This window comes from Klebsiella sp. MPUS7 (genome assembly GCF_009905335.1).
Classification (GTDB): Bacteria; Pseudomonadota; Gammaproteobacteria; order Enterobacterales; family Enterobacteriaceae; genus Klebsiella; species Klebsiella grimontii.
Window position 1 is genome coordinate 5002972 of the sequence record NZ_CP047604.1, and the last position, 15439, is coordinate 5018410.

At 58.6% G+C, this 15439-nt stretch carries 13 protein-coding genes and 1 pseudogene; 5 read left to right on the plus strand and 9 right to left on the minus strand.

Annotated features, from left to right (window positions below; all coding sequences use genetic code 11):
- Nucleotides 1-77: 77 nt before the first annotated feature.
- The 3 genes from GUC22_RS23365 to GUC22_RS23375 form a co-directional block, all read right to left on the minus strand.
- Complete coding sequence (locus tag GUC22_RS23365; RefSeq protein ID WP_098363603.1) at nucleotides 78-2843, minus strand: sigma 54-interacting transcriptional regulator; 2766 nt, start codon at nucleotides 2841-2843, stop codon at nucleotides 78-80.
- Between the two features lie 137 nt (nucleotides 2844-2980).
- Entirely contained in the window at nucleotides 2981-4426 is a 1446-nt protein-coding gene (locus GUC22_RS23370) for a tagaturonate reductase (protein WP_004134211.1), read from the minus strand.
- 11 nt (nucleotides 4427-4437) lie between these two features.
- Nucleotides 4438-5460: a zinc-binding alcohol dehydrogenase family protein gene (locus tag GUC22_RS23375; RefSeq protein ID WP_004134210.1), complete on the minus strand. Its 1023-nt coding sequence runs from the start codon at nucleotides 5458-5460 to the stop codon at nucleotides 4438-4440.
- A 139-nt stretch (nucleotides 5461-5599) separates the two neighbouring features.
- Here GUC22_RS23375 and GUC22_RS23380 point away from each other — a divergent pair, with 139 nt between their 5' ends.
- Both GUC22_RS23380 and GUC22_RS23385 read left to right on the plus strand, forming a co-directional pair.
- Nucleotides 5600-6514, plus strand: a complete 915-nt coding sequence (locus GUC22_RS23380; protein WP_004134209.1) for a GntR family transcriptional regulator — start codon at nucleotides 5600-5602, stop codon at nucleotides 6512-6514.
- A 179-nt stretch (nucleotides 6515-6693) separates the two neighbouring features.
- Nucleotides 6694-8055, plus strand: a complete 1362-nt coding sequence (locus GUC22_RS23385; protein WP_004134208.1) for an MFS transporter — start codon at nucleotides 6694-6696, stop codon at nucleotides 8053-8055.
- 3 nt (nucleotides 8056-8058) lie between these two features.
- On the opposite strand, the gene GUC22_RS23390 is transcribed toward GUC22_RS23385, so the two are convergent.
- Nucleotides 8059-8895: a GNAT family N-acetyltransferase gene (locus tag GUC22_RS23390; RefSeq protein ID WP_004134207.1), complete on the minus strand. Its 837-nt coding sequence runs from the start codon at nucleotides 8893-8895 to the stop codon at nucleotides 8059-8061.
- 32 nt (nucleotides 8896-8927) lie between these two features.
- Here GUC22_RS23390 and GUC22_RS23395 point away from each other — a divergent pair, with 32 nt between their 5' ends.
- A complete protein-coding gene (locus tag GUC22_RS23395) occupies nucleotides 8928-9461 on the plus strand; it encodes a GNAT family N-acetyltransferase (RefSeq protein WP_004134206.1) in 534 nt (177 codons plus the stop codon).
- Between the two features lie 70 nt (nucleotides 9462-9531).
- A complete protein-coding gene (locus GUC22_RS23400) occupies nucleotides 9532-10395 on the plus strand; it encodes a MurR/RpiR family transcriptional regulator (protein WP_154933517.1) in 864 nt (287 codons plus the stop codon).
- Here the strand turns inward: GUC22_RS23400 and GUC22_RS23405 are convergent.
- From GUC22_RS23405 to GUC22_RS23425, 5 genes are all read right to left on the minus strand, one after another.
- Nucleotides 10392-10994: a 2-dehydro-3-deoxy-6-phosphogalactonate aldolase gene (locus GUC22_RS23405; RefSeq protein ID WP_049130532.1), complete on the minus strand. Its 603-nt coding sequence runs from the start codon at nucleotides 10992-10994 to the stop codon at nucleotides 10392-10394. The two genes, GUC22_RS23400 and GUC22_RS23405, sit on opposite strands and share 4 nt — an antisense overlap.
- Nucleotides 10981-11853, minus strand: coding sequence for a 2-dehydro-3-deoxygalactonokinase (locus GUC22_RS23410; protein ID WP_049088594.1), 873 nt, complete (start codon nucleotides 11851-11853; stop codon nucleotides 10981-10983). Before GUC22_RS23410 ends, GUC22_RS23405 begins: the two co-directional genes overlap by 14 nt.
- The gene (locus GUC22_RS23415) at nucleotides 11850-13337 is read right to left on the minus strand and encodes a sodium:solute symporter family protein (protein WP_160183790.1); all 1488 of its coding nucleotides are present in this window, start codon (nucleotides 13335-13337) and stop codon (nucleotides 11850-11852) included. The genes GUC22_RS23410 and GUC22_RS23415 overlap by 4 nt, the downstream gene beginning before the upstream one ends.
- Nucleotides 13338-13439: 102 nt before the next feature.
- A complete protein-coding gene (locus tag GUC22_RS23420; RefSeq protein WP_004134199.1) occupies nucleotides 13440-13832 on the minus strand; it encodes a RidA family protein in 393 nt (130 codons plus the stop codon).
- A 10-nt stretch (nucleotides 13833-13842) separates the two neighbouring features.
- The gene (locus tag GUC22_RS23425) at nucleotides 13843-15282 is read right to left on the minus strand and encodes an N-acyl-D-amino-acid deacylase family protein (protein ID WP_160183791.1); all 1440 of its coding nucleotides are present in this window, start codon (nucleotides 15280-15282) and stop codon (nucleotides 13843-13845) included.
- On the opposite strand from GUC22_RS23425, the pseudogene GUC22_RS27640 reads away from it, so the two are divergent.
- Nucleotides 15260-15407, plus strand: a pseudogene (locus GUC22_RS27640) (hypothetical protein). The gene GUC22_RS23425 and the pseudogene GUC22_RS27640 overlap by 23 nt on opposite strands.
- Nucleotides 15408-15439 lie beyond the last annotated feature (32 nt).

A 15439-nucleotide genomic window follows, 5' to 3' on the forward strand; every position in this document is an offset into this window, starting at 1 on the left:
ACTGCTTTCTTAATTGCAACCGGCGTGCCAGAAACAGTGGCGCGCCGGTTAGCGCAAGGACGAACGGAGGAAGGGAACTAAAACTCTTGATCTTCCTGAATAAATTCTGTTTCCCGCGTCAGGATATCGTGAATGTAATACAGCTCCACGGCGGGGATTTTGACACTATATCCGCTCTCAATGACACTAAAGGCCTCGCGCAGAATAACCAGCTCGCTCTCCGGACACTGCCTTCCGGAATAATGGGATGGCGACGCGTTGCGGATCAGGCGCTCAATCAGACAGCTGATATGCACGTACAGCGCCACCTTGCGATCGTTGGGCACGTCGCAGCCGGCCAGATGCTCATAGCGCAGTAAAAACTGCTCGACCTGATTGATCACTTTACCGGTATCAAGGATCGTCACCGACTCGATCACCCGGCGCAGCGAGAAATTTTTCAGGATCAGGTTATTGATCTCGCTGACCTGTTCAGAGGAGGCCAGCTCGCCGAAGATACGCATCAGCGGGCGGCTGCCCTGGCCGGAAATCAGCGAATCCAGCGAGATCCACGGCAGATCGGCAAGATGCGGATCGAGAGTACCGACGATAGCCAGCACCTCGTAGCGGCTGAGCATCGGCTCCCGCCGCGCGGGATCGGCGAGCGTGTCCACATCGCAGGCCACAATATCGATGCCGAGCGCTTCGGGAATACTGGCTTTTAACAGCGCCGACAGATTCGCCGCCGCCCCCAGGCCGGTGGCGCAGGTCGTGAGAATCGCCCGCGGTTTGTCCGCCTGCGGATAATAGAGCTGATGCTCAACCGCGAGGTCATCGCCAATCTCACGGACAATATCTTCCAGCATATCGCCCTGCAAAATCCGCTCCCCGACGTACATCGCCATCCCGGTCGAGACGTTATTAATAATCGCCACCGGCGTGGTCAGACGGCGGTTAAAGTGGCTGTGAATGGCGTTCAGCGATCCCATATCGACCAGGATGATCAGCCCGGAGGCCAGCGCGTGGCTCTCGATATAGGCCATCACCTGGTCGGCGATAGCCTCCGGCGTCACGTCGAGCGACATATCGAATGACTCAAACAGCTGGCTTTTCAGCAACCGGTTCGCCACGTTGGCGATGCTGCTGGCGGTGGCGTAGCCGTGGGCGAGAACGATCGCCCGGGTAACCTGCTGCTGGCTGATGGCGCCGTTTTTCTGTAACCACAGCACCAGCAGCAGCAGATCAATGCGCCGGGGTTCAATATCCAGCTTCAGCGCCAGCGCGGCGAGGATCTCTTCACAAAAGCGATACAGCAGCGGAAACTTTTGCGCCAGGAAATCCTCCAGCTGGCGGCTTTTCTCGGTGCTCATGGTGGAGTGCGCCTGACGAGAGCGATGTATCAGGTAGTGGCTAAGGGCGTAAATACAGTTGCCGTTAAACTGGATATTGAAGCGCTTTTCAAGGCGATAAAACTCTTCCCGCGCCTGATGAGTCAGCAGCAGCAGCAGATGCGAACTATTAGCATCGTGATTATCGAAAATCAGCCGATCGAAGAGGGTTTCAATCTCCTCGCCCATGCTTTTTTGCGCCTCTTCCCAGACCGTTTTTTTACTCAATACCGCTTCATATAGCGCCAGGACGCGGCACTGAGTATCGTAGATCAGCCCCTGAACCGGATCGCGCGCGCGCAGCAGCCAGACCAGACTGGTCTGCGGTTCGATAAGCAGCGGCTCCTGCTGGCCCATCGGTTCGCTGAGCGCTGGCGTCGCGGCCATGATATTTTCCGGCAGATCGTGCAGCGTGACGTTAAGCATCTCGCTGCCCGGACACCTGGCCCAGGCCGACGCAACGGCGTACTTCACCACATTCTTCAGCTCACCGACGTTACCGCGATAAACATAGTGCGTCAGCACCTGTAGCAGCCGGGGCGTCAGCTGCAGCCGGGCGGCCAACGTGCGCGCCTCCTGCCAGAAAAACTGCAGCGTTAACGCTTCTTTTTCGTGGCGGCTGCGGTTTTGTAAATCAGGCAGGCTAACGAGGATCGGAATACGGCGAATAAAGGTGGTCAGAAAAGTGCTGTGAATATCTTCGGTAGTGGCAAACACCAGCCGCAGAGAAATTGGCATCCCCTGCGCCGTTTCCCCCACCCGATAGATCTCCTTGCGATCCAGCCAGGTGAAGAGCTTCTCCTGCCCCTGCGCATCCAGACGATGGACTTCATCGAGAAACAGCACGCCGCCGTTTGCCGCCTCAAAGGCCCCGGCTTTATCCCCCTGCGCGCCGGTAAACGCGCCTTTAACGTAGCCAAACAGGTTGGCGGCCAGCAGCTCCGGGTTACTGGCGTACTGGGCGCAGTTGAAGCTGACAAAGGGCGCATCGGGCGCCAGCAGTCCCTGGGCGATGGCAAACTCGTGCATCAGCTCCGCCATATAGCTCTTACCGGTACCGCTGTCGCCGGTAATCAGCAGCGGTAGGCCGCCGTTAGGATAAAACAGCGCGGTTTTCATCTGTTCGATAGGCTTGCGCAGGCTGCCGTCATGGCCGGTCAGCAATGAGAAATGATCCGCCTGCTCCGGCTGTCGGTCGCTCTCCGCCAGCAGCTCCGCCATGCTGACGTACTCGCTGCGCGAAAGAGGGAAAAACTGCTGGCAGAAGGCGGCCTTATGCAGAAAATAGACCGGCCGGGTATTGATCTTCACCAGCACATCCTGGGCCACCAGTTGATTCAGGTAGTGGCTGGCGGTGTTTCTTTGCATCGCAAAACGCCCGGCGAGATAGCTGGCGGTAAAGACCTCGCTCAGATTATCCGGATCAAAAAAATCGGTCTGATTTTGCAGAAAAGCCAACAGTTCCGTTTTACGCATCGCATCCCCCCTCTTCGCCTGTCAGGGGCTTATGATGCGGGAAATCCGCCAGGCGTTGGCGCTTAATTCATTTTTTGCGGTTCAGAGCACAAAAAAAAAACGACGCCCAAATCCGCGGGCGCCGCACAACAAACCGACTACAGCCGCGACAGGGCCTCCCGCATCCCCGCGCTCAAAATCACTTCCAGATACCGCGTGACCTGTTCGGCAAGCCCCGGTATTGCCGTCAGATCCTCACCCCAGTGCGCGGTATCCTGCAAAACCTCCGTCACCAGCTCACCCAGCGGGCGGCCCTGGGCCACCTGTGCCCACCCTTCAGCAAAACGAGTTAACCAGACGTCATCATCCTGTAACGGATACGTCTGCCCGTCACGCTGGCCGCGGTAGAAGGCGATAAGCGCCGCCAGGGCGAAGGTTAAGCGCGGCGGAATGACGCCATGCTGGCGGGTATTCGCCAGCAGCTGCGGCAGGATCCGGGTGCGAAACTTGGTCATCCCGTTCAGGGCGATGGAGAGCAGCTGATGGCGGATAAACGGGTTGAGAAAGCGTCCGGTAACGGCATCAGCAAACTGGCGTAGCTCATCGGCGGGCAAATCCAGCGCCGGGATAATCTCCTCGTCGATGGTTTGCTGCACATAGTGGCGAATGGCTTCGTCGCGCATCGCTTCGCCGACGGTATCCACGCCGCACAGCCACGCCACCGGGACCAGCGCGGTGTGCGCGCCGTTAAGAATGGCGACTTTGCGCTCTTTGTAGGGCCGGATATCCTCTACGATATGAATATTGAGCGGGCAGCGGTCAAGCCGCAGCTTTTCCGCCAGCGCCCGCGGTCCCTGGATAACGAACAGCCAGAAATATTCGGCGGTATCGAGGAAAGCATCATGGTAGCCCAGCTCCGCCTCCAGCTTTTCTGCTTCATCACGCGGGTAGCCGGTGACGATGCGGTCAACTAGCGTTGAACAAAACGTATTGGCGGTCTCAACCCAGTCGCGAAAAGCCGCGGGCAATTGCCACTCTTCGGCGTAGCGCAGCACCAGCGCCTTCAGCGCTTCGCCGTTGTAGTCAATCAGCTCACACGGGATAATCGTCCAGCCCTTATCCGCTGCGCCGTTGAAATGGCGGAACCGTTCGAGCAGCAGCTGGGCCAGCTTCGCCGGGAAACTCACCGGCGGCTTATCGTCAGGCCGGTCTCCGGCGTGATAGCTGATGCCCGCTTCGGTGGTATTTGAAAATACGAACGCGATCGCCGGATTTCGAGCCAGCGCCAGATAGCCGGCAAAATCCTGCCAGGGGTTAATTTCATTGTTTACGGAGCGAATAATCCGCGCCTCGCTCACCGCCTCGCCGCGTTCGTCCAGCCCGCGGATCACCGTGGTGTAGAGTCCGTCCTGGGTATTGAGCGACGGCGGAAACTCAGTGTTGATCGGGCGAACGATGGTTACGCCTGCCGCCAGATCGGTTTTCTCATTCAACAGATCCAGCTGCCAGTCGATAAACGCCCGCAGGAAGTTGCCCTCGCCGAACTGAATCGCGCGCGTCGGGTACTGCGGCCCGGGAAAATCTTGTCTGTTTAACGATTTCATGAGTTTACCTGCTAAAAATGAATGACGCCTTTGATCAGCTGGCGATTATTAATCACTTCGCTTTCGTAAATGTCCGCCAGCGATCTGAAATCGTAACGGTGGGTCAGCATCATCCTGGCGGTGATTTTCCCCTCGGCCATCAGCCGCCCGACTTTGGCAAAATCCTCTTCCGTCGCATTGCGGCTGCCCATCATGGTGGTCTCTTTCTTATGAAATTCCGGGTCTGAGAACTGCAGTTCACCTTTAAACAGGCCAACGAATATGATGCTGCCGCCGTGGCGGATTAAATTCACCGTGTTGTTCATCGCATGCTGATTCCCGGTGGCGTCGATCACTTTTTGCGCCAGAGAACCGCCGAAGGCTGCGCACAGCTGTTCGATAAACTGCGGGTCGGAAGGATCGAGGGTGCTCAGGCCGAGATGCTGCGCCACGTGTTCGCGCCGCGCTGGACTGGTGTCCGCCACCACCACCTGCGCCCCGTCGGCTTTGGCGATAGCCGCCGCCCCAAGGCCGATGGGGCCCGCGCCAACCACCAGCACCTGCTCTCCCGCCCGGATAGCGGCGCGACGCACCGCGTGGGCGCTGATGGCGAAGGGTTCAATCAGCGCCGCGGCTTCCGGCTCGACGTCATCCACCACCAGCAGATTTTTGACCGGCACGCTGAGGTACTCGCTAAACCCGCCGTCCCGATGCACGCCGATAACGGAAATCTTCTCGCAGCAGTTTGTCCGGCCGCTCAGGCAGGCCGGACACTGGCGGCAGGCGACGTAGGGAATGACGGCAACCTGCTGGCCGCTTTTCAGATTAAGAATATTTTTACCAAGCCCGATTATCTCGCCGCATATTTCATGACCAAGAACGCGCGGATAGCTAAAAAAAGGTTGATTGCCGCCCCATGCGTGAATATCCGTGCCACAAATCCCCACCGTTTTTATTTTAATGAGAACCTCATCGTCACCGGGAATGGGAATCTGGCGTTTTTCCCAGTGAAATTTTTTGGGTTCTTGACACACTAGCGTATTCATCGACGTCATAATAATTGCCTCCGTATTTGTTGGCTTAGATATCGATGAAAAACAGAGGTGAGAATAAATTCATTGCAAAAATTGTGAAATCTCGCGCACAAAACTGTTTTAAATCCGGCTTTAATAGCGAAAAAACAGGAAACCTATTATGAGCCGCTCGCAAAATCTTCGTCACAACGTCATTAACCAGGTCATTAACGATATGGCGCGCGGCTTTCTCCCCTCGCCGCTACCCTCACAAAGCGCGCTGGCGGAGATGTACAACATCAGCCGCACCACCGTGCGCCACATCCTCAGCCACTTATGCGAGCGCGGCGTGCTGCACCAGGTCAAGCAGGATTACCAGATCCTCCGCCAGCCGGAGGTGCAGGACGGCTTCGATGGCGCCAGCGCCTCGCTGGCCGAACAGAATCGTCTCTTCGAACAGGCGTTTTTCACCATGATCAACCAGCGCCAACTGCGCGCCGGGGAGATGTTCTCCGAGCTACAGCTGGCGCGGGCGGCGGGCGTCAGCCCGGTGGTGGTCAGAGAGTTTTTGTTGAAATTCAGCCGCTACAACCTGATTGAAAGCGAAAAGCGCGGCCAGTGGAACATGAAGAAGTTTGAGTTATCCTGGGCCGAGCAGTTGTTCGAACTGCGGGAAATGCTGGAAACCCACGCGCTTCAGCACTTCCTCAACCTGCCGGATAACGACGCCCGCTGGCTGCAGGCCAGAACCCTGCTTGAGCGCCATCGCGCCCTGCGGGACAGCATCGGCGACAGCTTTCGTATGTTTTCGCAGCTCGATCGCGACTTTCATACGCTGCTGCTGTCCGCTGCGGAAAATATATTTTTTAATCAATCACTTGAAATTATTTCCGTGATCTTCCACTTTCACTATCAGTGGGATGAAAGCGATCTTAAACAGCGCAATATCATCGCCATTGATGAACATATGACCATCCTCAGCGCCCTCATCTGCCGCAGCGATCTGGACGCCAACCTGGCGCTGCGTAACCACCTGAACTCGGCGAAGCAATCGATGATTAACTCGCTCAAACAGAGCGAATCCCTGGCTCATTAAGTACCGATTAAAAACAGAAAATGATTATCAGCAGCACAAATCTCAAAACATAAACCAATGCCGTAAAAAAGGTTATTTATGCTGAAAACAAGTCGACTTACTTTACTGTGAAATAGGTGGGTGGTGTTTAAACCATTCGATGTCACTTGTCGTTCAAATAGAATAGCCAGGAGTCAGGCGTGGAACAACAAAATATAACTATCGACCCGCAGACAACCTTTAAAAAAGGGAAAGCGGAGACGATTTCAGTTCCGTTAGATAATACGTTAACGCGTAGCACTCGCATTAAAAAAATTCAGACAACGGCAATGATCCTGTTATTTCTTGCGGCGGTAATCAACTACCTCGACAGAAGTTCATTGTCCGTCGCGAACTTAACGATTCGCGAGGAGTTGGGGCTGAGCGCCACCGAAATCGGGGCGCTGCTGTCCGTTTTCTCGCTGGCCTACGGTATCGCCCAGCTCCCCTGCGGGCCGCTGCTGGACCGTAAAGGTCCGCGCATCATGCTCGGGCTGGGTATGTTTTTCTGGTCGCTGTTTCAGGCGGTCTCCGGAATGGTGCACAGCTTTACCCAGTTCGTGCTGGTGCGTATCGGCATGGGGATCGGCGAAGCGCCGATGAACCCCTGCGGCGTCAAGGTGATCAACGACTGGTTTAATATTAAAGAGCGCGGCCGCCCGATGGGTTTCTTTAACGCCGCGTCGACCATTGGCGTCGCCATCAGCCCGCCAATCCTGGCCGCCATGATGCTGATGATGGGCTGGCGCGGGATGTTTATCACCATCGGCTTGCTGGGGATCTTCGTCGCTATCGGCTGGTATATGCTCTATCGCAACCGGGAGGATATCGCTCTCACCGCCGACGAGCAGGCCTACCTTAACGCCGGGAGCGTCAACGTTCGCCGCGACCCGCTAAGCTTTGCCGAATGGCGCAGCCTGTTTAAAAACAAAACCATGTGGGGAATGATGCTGGGCTTCAGCGGCATCAACTATACCGCATGGCTGTATCTGGCCTGGCTGCCGGGCTACCTGCAAACGGCATATAATCTCGATCTGAAAAGTACCGGTTTTATGGCCGCCATTCCTTTCCTGTTCGGCGCCGCCGGGATGCTCATCAACGGCTACGTCACCGACTGGCTGGTCAAAGGCGGCATGGCGCCGATCAAAAGCCGCAAAATTTGCATTATTGCCGGGATGTTCTGCTCCGCCGCCTTTACCCTTGTTGTGCCGCAGGCCACCACCTCTATCGTCGCGGTGCTGTTAATCGGTATGGCGCTGTTCTGCATCCACTTTGCCGGCACCTCCTGCTGGGGATTGATTCACGTCGCGGTGGCCTCAAGGATGACCGCGTCCGTCGGCAGCATCCAGAACTTCGCCAGCTTTATCTGCGCCTCCTTTGCGCCGGTGGTGACCGGGTTTATCGTCGATACCACCCATTCATTCCAGCTGGCGCTGATTATCTGCGGCTGCGTGACCGCCCTCGGCGCGCTGGCCTATATTTTCCTGGTCCGACAGCCGATTAGCGACCCGCGTAACGGCTGAATCTTAACGCCCTGCCGACGGCAGGGCGCTCAAGGCCGCGCTCATCTCATACTGTTTTAATGCCATGGGCGTATAGCCGGCGGCGTGAAACAGCGGCGTAAAGCGCTCCGGGATGGTCACCGACGTCCCGAGGCCGGGAAAGCGTTGGGCGAGCGCCCTCAACATTTCCTGTCCCAGCCCGCGCCCGCGGGCGGCGGGATCGACCCATAAAAACTGCAGCTGCGGCCTGCTGGATAAGGTCGCCAGCACGGCGAAAGCCTGCTGATGAAGGCTCAACGCCCGGCACGGGAGGGTGCTGAAGGTTAGCGGGTCCATCAGCCACGGCAGCTGGCCGTTAATCTCGGCGCCGGCCCTGCGCGTCAGCGCCAGCACGTCATACTCCTGCAATACGGATGACTCCCCGCTCGCGGCCTGCGCGCTCAGATAGCCGCACAGCCCGTGCCGCACCTCGAAGCCCAGCGATTGATACAGCGCCACCGCGGCATGGTTGTCGCGGATAACCTCCAGCCACATCCGCCGTACGCCCTGCGCGCGCAGCGCGTCGATAAGCGGCGTCATCAGCCGGCGGCCAACGCCCTTTCCGCGATACGCGGGCCGCACCGCGAACGCCGCCAGCCGGGCTTCATCGCCGCGTCGGGCGACGACCGCCATCGCGGCGGGGACATCACCATCCAGCCAGACGCGAGAATCCAGCAGGCTCAGCCCTTCGGCGCTAAAACGCTGGACAAAAACCTCCACCGACAGCGTGACGGGAACGAGATAATCTTCGAAACAGTCGCAGAGGATCGTCGTCAGCTGCTCAATGCTGAACTGGGTGGCGGGAACGGCGGTAAGCTCCATACATTTCTCCCGGAGGCTGCTATGCTGAGGTGATGAAAACTAACACTATAACCGCCGCCGCGACGTTACGCCTGACTGAGGAGAACGATATTCCCCTCCTGCCTGCGATTGAGCGCTCGGCGGCCCAGGCTTTTCGCCAGATCCCGGCGCTGGCATGGCTGGCGGAAAGCGATGTGATAAGCCCCGAGCGTCACCGGCTGTTTCTCGAAACGGACCACAGCCTGCTGGCCGTAGCCGATGAACACCCGATCGGCTTCGTGCTGACCGAACCGCTGGACGATGCGCTGTTTATCGTGGAGATCGCCGTCCATCAGGCGTGGCAGGGGCGAGGCGTTGGCCGCATGATGCTGGAGCAGGTTATAGCGACAGCCCGTCAGGCGGCGTATCCGGCGGTCACGCTCACCACCTTCCGCGACGTGCCGTGGAACGCGCCGTTCTACACGCGCCTCGGATTTTCAATGCTGAACGAGCTAAGGCTACCGGCAGGGCTGGCGGCGAAAAGAGATCTGGAGACGGAACACGGGCTAGCGCCGGAAACGCGCTGCGCCATGCGCTTAGCGCTGTAGCCTTCGTCGCTGCTTTCAGCGTCTGAATATGGTACAAAGTATCATTCCAAATTAACCCGTTGATACCCGTATGTCCTCGCCAATCGATATCATTTCCTGCATTACCGATCGCTTTGTTGAACTGACGGCGACCGAAAAGCGCATCGCGCAGTTTATTCTCGATGATGTCGCGGCGGCGGCGGCGCTGCCCATCGCGGAGATGGCGCGTCTGACCCATACCAGCCAGGCCTCGGTCACCCGCTTTGCCCGGGCGCTGGGCTGCAAAGACGTCCGCGAGCTGAAGATGAAGCTCGCGCAATCCCTCGCGGTCGGGCAGCGGTTTATCCTCGATGTGCCGGACCTTGAAGGCGTACAGGGGATCTACGAGTCGATCATCGGCGTGCTGGAGACCAACCGGCGGGCGCTGGATCTTGAGGCGCTGAAGCGTGCGGTGAGCTGGCTGAGCGACTCGCGGCAGATCCTCGCCCTCGGGATGGGCGGCGGCTCCACCATCTGCGCCCAGGAGATCCAGTATCGCCTGTTTCGCCTCGGCCTGCCGGTGGTCAGCCAGAATGACGGTCTGCTGGTGCGTATGATGAGCTCGGCGGTAACGCCAAAGGATGTGGTTATCGTGCTGTCCTTAGGCGGCTATACCCAGGAAATCATTGAAAGCGCGGCGATTGCCAGCCAGTACGGCGCGAAGGTGATTGCGATTACCCCTGCCGGAACGCCGCTGGCGGAACAGGCGGATCTGGTGCTGCCGCTGCTGGTGCGCGAAAACGACTATATCTTCAAGCCCAGCACTTCGCGCTATGCGATGCTGGCGATGGTTGACGTGCTGGCCACCGAACTGGCGATGGCCAACAAGACCCAGGCAAAAGGCAGACTGCGCCGCATTAAGCTGGCGCTCGACAGCCACCGCGGCGGCGTCGACCGGCAGCCGCTGGGCGATTAACCGCAGCGGGCGGCGGCGATAAACCTCTCCGCCTGCTGACGGGTACGCTCCACGGCCTGCCCGGCGCGATAAAGATCGCTTCCCAGACCGGCGCCGGCGCACCCCGCCCGCACCCAGCTCGCCAGATTCTCCGGCGTCACGCCGCCGACCGCCAGCACCGGTACCTCCGGCGGCAGCACCGCTTTCAGCGCCCGAATGTAGTCCGGGCCGAATGCGGAAGACGGGAAAATCTTCAGCCACTGCGCCCCGGCGTCCAGCGCGCTAAACGCCTCGGTCGCCGTGGCGCATCCGGCGCAGACCCGCATTCCGCGCGCCACCGCCCGGCGAATCACCTCCGGCTGAGTATTCGGCGTCACGATAAGCTTCGCCCCGGCGTCGGCCAGAAAATCGACCTGTTCAACCTTAAGCACCGTGCCCGCGCCAATCACCGCCTGTTCGCCAAAGCGCGCGACCATCTGCGGAATGCTCTGCCGCCAGTCCGGTGAATTAAGCGGGATTTCAATATAGCGGAAGCCCGCGCCCACCAGCGTCGCAATATGCTCCGCCGCCTCAGCGGGGCGGATGCCGCGTAAAATCGCCACCAGTTTAATCGTGTCCATGCATTATCCTCGCCATGCCGTTCAGCAATGCCTCATCGCCGCTGCAGCGGTTAACCGTCATTCCATGCGCCCTCATCGCCCGACTGTAGCGGGCGTTCAGCGCCGGGTCGCCGACCAGCGTGACGGTAGAGGGGCGGTAACGCTGGCCCATGACCGCCACCTCCGCGCCAATCAGCAAGCCGGAGAGATAGTCGCTGACCGAGGTCGCCGCCAGCGCCCCGAGTACCCTGGCGGCCCTGGCGACAAACAGTTCGCTCACCAACGACGGCTGCGCCAGCCCTTTTTCCAGCCCCCGCTCAAACGCCGCCTCGTCCGGCTGCTGGGCCGGTAGCCCTTTGCCGAGCAGCGACTGCGTCATCAGCAGATGATGCAGTTCCCCGGTCATCGCCGTGACAAAATGGCGCACCGCGCCGTCCTCCATCTGCACCCATTTACAGTGGGTGCCCGGCAGCACGTAACACTCCGCCGGCGCCAGCTGCCAGGCCCCCAGCAGCTGCGTCTCTTCGCCGCGCATCACGTTGTAATCTCCGGCCTGGTCCATCTTGAGGCCGGGAATAATCCACACGTCTTCGGCCACGGCGCAAAGCTGCTGCCCCGGCGCGTCAATCGCCGCCGGGCAGGCAAGATAGGGCACCGCCTGCCAGCCGGCATCGCTGCCGATCATCCCGGCCATCAGCACCGGCAGCGTCTCCGCGCCGCGCCAGGGCGCCAAATGCTCCTCGAATACGTCGGCGGGCGCCCGCCCGTTCAGGCGGGTGATGCCCAGCGGCAGCTGCTTCGTTTCGACGCACTGGCCGTTGCGAATCAGCCAGCCGCGCAGCTGGGTGGAGCCCCAGTCGACGGCAATATAGTCCCTCATTGCGCTTCTCCTGAGGCCTGCGCCACCGCCGTTTTCGCCGGCGCCGCCTGCCCTTCCCGCTCCAGGGTAATCATCTCCAGCGCTTGCTGACGGCTGATTTTGCTGGCAGGCGTCATTAACGTGACAAAAACGGCGGAAACGAAGCTGCCGACGACCGACGGTATGCACGGGTTGCCCCAGTAAGCCAGCCAGTCGGCCTTAATCAGAACCACAAGAGAGACCACCATGCCGCTCAGCAGCGCGGTTAACGCGCCCTGCCAGTTAAAGCGCAGCCAGAAGCGGCCCAGAATCGAGCAGACGAACAGCCCGGACATCAGCATGGAGATCATTTTGGTGATATAGCTGATGATATCGTTCGAGGTCAGGGCGAAGATCATCGCCAGGCCGATAACAAACGCCAGCATCCAGCGCGACAGCGTAATGGCTTTATCTGCCGGGGGCATTTTCCCGGTAACGAGGGTATAAACATCGCGCATCATAATAGCGACGGCGGCTATCGCATCGGAGCTGGCCGAAGACATGGTGGCGGAAAGCCCGGCAATCAGCACCACCAGCCCCAGCATCGCCGGCAGGAAGCTGGTCGCGAACAGGAAGGCGTAATTGCTGTTCTCCAGATGGGGGTTCATCGTCCATGCCGCCATGCCGATAATCGCCGGTAGCACCGAGAAAAACAGATACAGCACGCCGGTATAGACAAACGAGCGGCGCACCGAAGAGACGTCTTTCCCCGAGTAGATACGCTGACGATAGGAAGGGGTCGCCAGTACGCCGACGCCGATGATCATCGCCAGCGATAGCGCTGGCATCACCCCGAGCTTGTCAACGGCAAACAGGCTCATCGCCTTAGGATCCATCGCCTGAACAATGGCATCCCATCCCCCCACGTGAACCACGGCCAGAATCGCCATCAGAATAAAACCGAAAAACAGAATTAATGCCTGAATGGTATCCGTCCACACCACCGCAGAATAACCGCCGATGATGACGTAAATCGCAAAAGCCAGAGCGATAATAATTTTTGCCAGCGTCAGATTTATTCCCGTCGCCCAGGATAAATACATGCTGCCGCCAAGAATATGCGCCCCCAGCCAGCCAATCGAGGCAATAAATATCATTATGCCGACGATATTTTTAATTAAATGGCTGCCGCCGGTATAATACGACAGCTCCTCGCTCATGGTCATAAAACGGAGTTTACGCACCGGCGCAAACAGCCAGGCCACCAGCAGAATACCGATCGCCCCGCCCACGCCGTACAGCATGCCGGCCCAGCCGTTGCTGTAGCCGAAGCCTACGGCGCCCATGCTTGAACCGGTTCCCACCATGGTCGCCACGGTGGAACCCAGCGTCAGAAAAAGCGGTAGGGAACGGCCGCCGAGTAAAAAATCTTCACCGCTTTTTTGATTACGCGACACGTACCAGCCAAGCCAAATCATGGCCAACGCGTAAATAATAAAGCCGACTAAAAAGATATGACTATTCATAATTCACATCCTGCCAGTTGAGTAGGTAAAAGGTAAAAGGCTACGGAGCGCTGAATGAATTCAGCGCTCAAAATTCTGTTTATATTTCTGATGAATAAATTTTTATACGCGAGCCGCGTTATAACAGGTCACATCCACTTCGACTTTACAATCCACCACCAGGTCCGCGACGCAGCAGATACGGGCAGGCGGGTTGTCGGCAAAGAACTCGCGGAACACTTTATTGAACGACTGAAAATAGCGCGAATCGGTGAGGATCACTTTGACATGCACCACGTCGGCCAGGCTGTAGCCCGCTTCGTTCATGATATCCACGCAGTTCTGAATCGCCAGCCGCGACTGCTCGACAATCCCGCCCTCCACCACTTCACCATCCTTCATCGGCGTCTGACCGGAGACATACAGCCAGCCTCCCGCCTCCACCGCGCGCGCGAACGGCAGATGCTGCCCGCCGGTGCCGGTACCGCCTTCCACGCCATAACGTTTAATACTCATCTTTCACTCCTCAGTTCATTTGGCGGCGCAGGAAACGCCCCGCACGCCCGATAATCTTTTTATCGCTGCCGTAGCTCATCACGCCGTTGACCATCACCGCCTCAATACCGTCCGCCGGTTGTTTCGGGTCGGAGAAGCTGGCGACATCGCGCACCGTCTGCGGATCGAACAGCACCAGATCGGCGAAATAGCCCACTTTCACCAGCCCGCGATCGGCGAGCTGGAAACGCGCCGCCGACAGCCCGGTCATTTTGTGAATAGCGGTGGTCAGCGGAAACAGCCTTTCATCGCGGCTATAGTGGCCTAATACCCGAGGGAAAGCGCCCCACAGCCGCGGGTGCGGCATCGGATCGTTCGGCAGACCGTCAGAGCCGATCATCGTCACCGGATAACGCAGTACCCGCCGTACGTCCTGCTCATCCATGTTGTAGTAAATGGCCCCGGCGGGCATCAGCCGCGCCGCCGCCTCATGCAGGCTAACCTGCCAGCCGTCGGCAATCTGCTGCAGGGTTTTCCCGGCCTGTTCCGGCTGCGCTTTCGACCAGGTGATGACGATGTCGAACTCATCGGTCACCTGCTTCATATCCAGCGTCGATGAGCTGGCGGAATAGGGGTAGCAGTCGCAGGCGATCTCCTGGCGCTGGCGCATTTCATCAAAGAAGGCCAGCGTCTCCTTCGTGCGACCCCAGTTTTTCGCGCCGGCGCACTTGTGGTGCGAGACCACCACCGGCACGTTGCCGTGGCGGCCAATGCGGAACGCCTCGTCGAGCGCATCCAGAATCGGCTCGAACTCCGAACGCAGGTGGGTGGTATAAATTCCCCCCTCTGCCGCCAGTTCCTCGGCCAGCGCCATCACCTCTTCAGTGGTGGACTGAAACGCGCTGGCGTAGGCCAGCCCGCTGCTCAGGCCAAGCGCGCCCTGGCGCAGCGCGTCGCGCAGCTGGACGCGCATCCCGGCGATTTCGCTTTCGGTCGCCGGGCGGAACAGATCGTCCATATGATTATTACGCAGCGCGGTATGGCCAATCAGCGTGCCAACGTTCAACGACGGCTTTGCCGCCTCCACCGCGTGGGCGTAAGCGTCCACGGTGGGGTAAATAAAGTGCTCCTGCTCGCCCAGCAGGTTCATCGGGTCCGGCACGCCGTCGCGCAGGGTCGCCGTCGCCGCGCTGATCCCGCAGTTGCCGACAATCACCGTCGTCACCCCCTGGCTCAGCTTGGGCAAATAGGCCGGCATACGGATGACGTTAATGTCGTCATGGGTATGCACATCGATAAATCCGGGCGCCAGCACGCGCCCCTGCCCGTCAATCACCTGCTCCGCCGGCAGGTTTAGCGCCGGGGCCACTTCCACAATTCGATCGCCCTTCACCGCCACGTCGCCGCGAAACTGCGGTCCGCCGCTGCCGTCAATGACCGTGACGTTTTTGAAAAGCCAGTTAACTTTCATCGCAATTACTCCCTTTCAACTCTGCCGACAAGTTAACCATTTACAAGGCGGAAAAACAGTGGAAAACTACGCAAAAATCAGATCAAATTATGATACTTTTATTCATAAATAACGAAATAAAGTAAATAAATATATATTTTTCAATTAATTATAATTG